The 2,463-nt window shown below is 67.0% G+C and carries 1 protein-coding gene; it reads left to right on the plus strand.

Annotation, left to right across the window (positions count from 1 at the left end; all coding sequences use genetic code 11):
- Positions 1–97: 97 nt before the first annotated feature.
- On the plus strand, positions 98–2,463 hold a 2,366-nt coding region (locus ACFYMO_RS31655; RefSeq protein WP_388550928.1), incomplete at its 3' end, for an Ig-like domain repeat protein.

Here is a 2,463-nt window from a genome sequence, read left to right on the forward strand (position 1 = left end):
CCGCCTCCCTGTGGATACCGCATGCCATGGTCATACCGCAGGAAGCGACAGCCCGTCACCATACGACTCCACCAGTTCAACCTCAGTAACCTAACGATTGACTCCGCTGCCTACTGGAATCAGAACAGGCGGGCCGTTCAATCGATACGGCGGCCGGACCCAAGGCGTCAACTTGGCTTGCTCTTGGCTGCTTTGCTGTCCCCGTCTCTCCACGGAAGGGCCCTCTCCACCCCGTACAGATGAACAGGGGGCTGCACCAATGGCAAACACCACCACCACCCTCACCTCGTCACCCAACCCGTCCGTCTGCGGTGAACTGGTCACGTTCACCATCACCGTAGCCCCGGTACCACCGGACACTGGGACTCCGACGGGCACTGTCAGCGTCATCATCAGCGATGACGGGCCCACACTGGTCGGGACACTGGACGCTTCCGGGCAGGCACAAGTCAGCATCGACAACCTCAGTGTGACCACGCATCAGGTGATCGCCGTCTACAACGGCGATGCCAACTTCAATCCCTCTGCCTCCGGCCTGCTGGACCAGGTCGTCAGTGCCGCGCCCACTACCACCGTGGTGACGGCGAGCCCGGATCCGTCTGTGTGCGGCGAATCGGTCGAGCTGTGCGCGACGGTGACCGTCGATCCGCCGGGTTCGGGGACGCCGACGGGGACGGTGACCTTCACCGGACCTGGGGGGCTCAATGAGACGACGGTGCTGGACGCGTCCGGGACCGCGTGTGTGACCACGGCGGTGCTGGCGACCGGCACCGTGACGGCCACCTATAACGGTGATGGCTGTGCGGCAGTCTCGTCCGGCAGCGCCGACGTGACCGTCGACGAGGCGTCCACCACCACCGTGGTGACGGTGAGTCCGGATCCGTCGGTGTGTGGCCAGTCGGTGGACGTGTGTGCGACGGTGACCGTCGATCCGCCGGGTTCGGGGACGCCGACGGGGACGGTGACTTTCACCGGACCTGGGGGGCTCAATGAGACGACGGTGCTGGACGCGTCCGGGACCGCGTGTGTGACCACGATGGTGCTGGCGACCGGCACCGTGACGGCCACCTATAACGGTGATGGCTGTGCGGCAGTCTCGTCCGGCAGCACTGACGTGACCGTCGACGAGGCGTCCACCACCACCGTGGCCACCGCAAACCCGAATCCGTCGGTGTGCGGTCAGTCGGTGGATGTGTGTGCGACGGTGACGACGGACGCTCCGGGTTCGGGGACGCCGACGGGGACGGTGACCTTCTCCGGGCCCGGCGGGCTCAATCAGACCGTGGCGCTGGACGCGTCCGGGACCGCGTGTGTGACCACGACGGTGCTGGCCAGCGGAACTGTGACGGCCACCTATAACGGCGAGGGGCCCTGTTTCGCCGGCTCGTCGGACACTGTGGACGTCACGGTGAACGCGGCGGACACGACGACGGTCGTGACGGCGAGTCCGGATCCGTCGGTGTGTGGCGAGTCGGTGGATGTGTGTGCGACGGTGACGACGGACGCTCCTGGTTCGGGGACGCCGACGGGGACGGTGACTTTCACCGGACCTGGGGGGCTCAATGAGACGACGGTGCTGGACGCGTCCGGGACCGCGTGTGTGTCCACGGCGGTGCTGGCGACCGGCACCGTGACGGCCACCTATGACGGCGACGACTGTTTCAATCCGTCCGCCGATACGACCGACGTGACGGTCACCCCAGCATCGTCGACGACCGTGGTGACGGTGAGTCCGGATCCGTCGGTGTGTGGCCAGTCGGTGGACGTGTGTGCGACCGTGACCATCGATCCGCCGGGTTCGGGGACGCCGACGGGGACGGTGACTTTCACCGGACCTGGGGGGCTCAATGAGACGACGGTGCTGGACGCGTCCGGGACCGCGTGTGTGACCACGATGGTGCTGGCGACCGGCACCGTGACGGCCACCTATAACGGTGATGGCTGTGCGGCAGTCTCGTCCGGCAGCGCCGACGTGACCGTCGACGAGGCGTCCACCACCACCGTGGCCACCGCAAACCCGAATCCGTCGGTGTGCGGTCAGTCGGTGGATGTGTGTGCGACGGTGACGACGGACGCTCCGGGTTCGGGGACGCCGACGGGGACGGTGACCTTCTCCGGGCCCGGCGGACTCAACCAGACCGTGACACTCGACGCCACCGGCAAGGCCTGCTTGACCACCACATCACTGGCGACCGGCACCGTGACGGCCACCTACAACGGCGAAGGGCCCTGTTTCGCCGGCTCCACAGACAGCACTACGGTCACGGTGAACGCGGCGGACACGACGACGGTCGTGACGGCAAGTCCGGATCCGTCGGTGTGTGGCGAGTCGGTGACGGTGTGTGCGACGGTGACGACGGACGCTCCGGGTTCGGGGACGCCGACGGGGACGGTGACTTTCACCGGGCCTGGTGGGCTCAATCAGACTGTGGCGTTGGATGCGTCGGGCAAGGCGTGTCTGGC

The organism is Streptomyces sp. NPDC007025 (assembly GCF_042869455.1).
Taxonomy (GTDB): Bacteria; Actinomycetota; Actinomycetes; order Streptomycetales; family Streptomycetaceae; genus Streptomyces.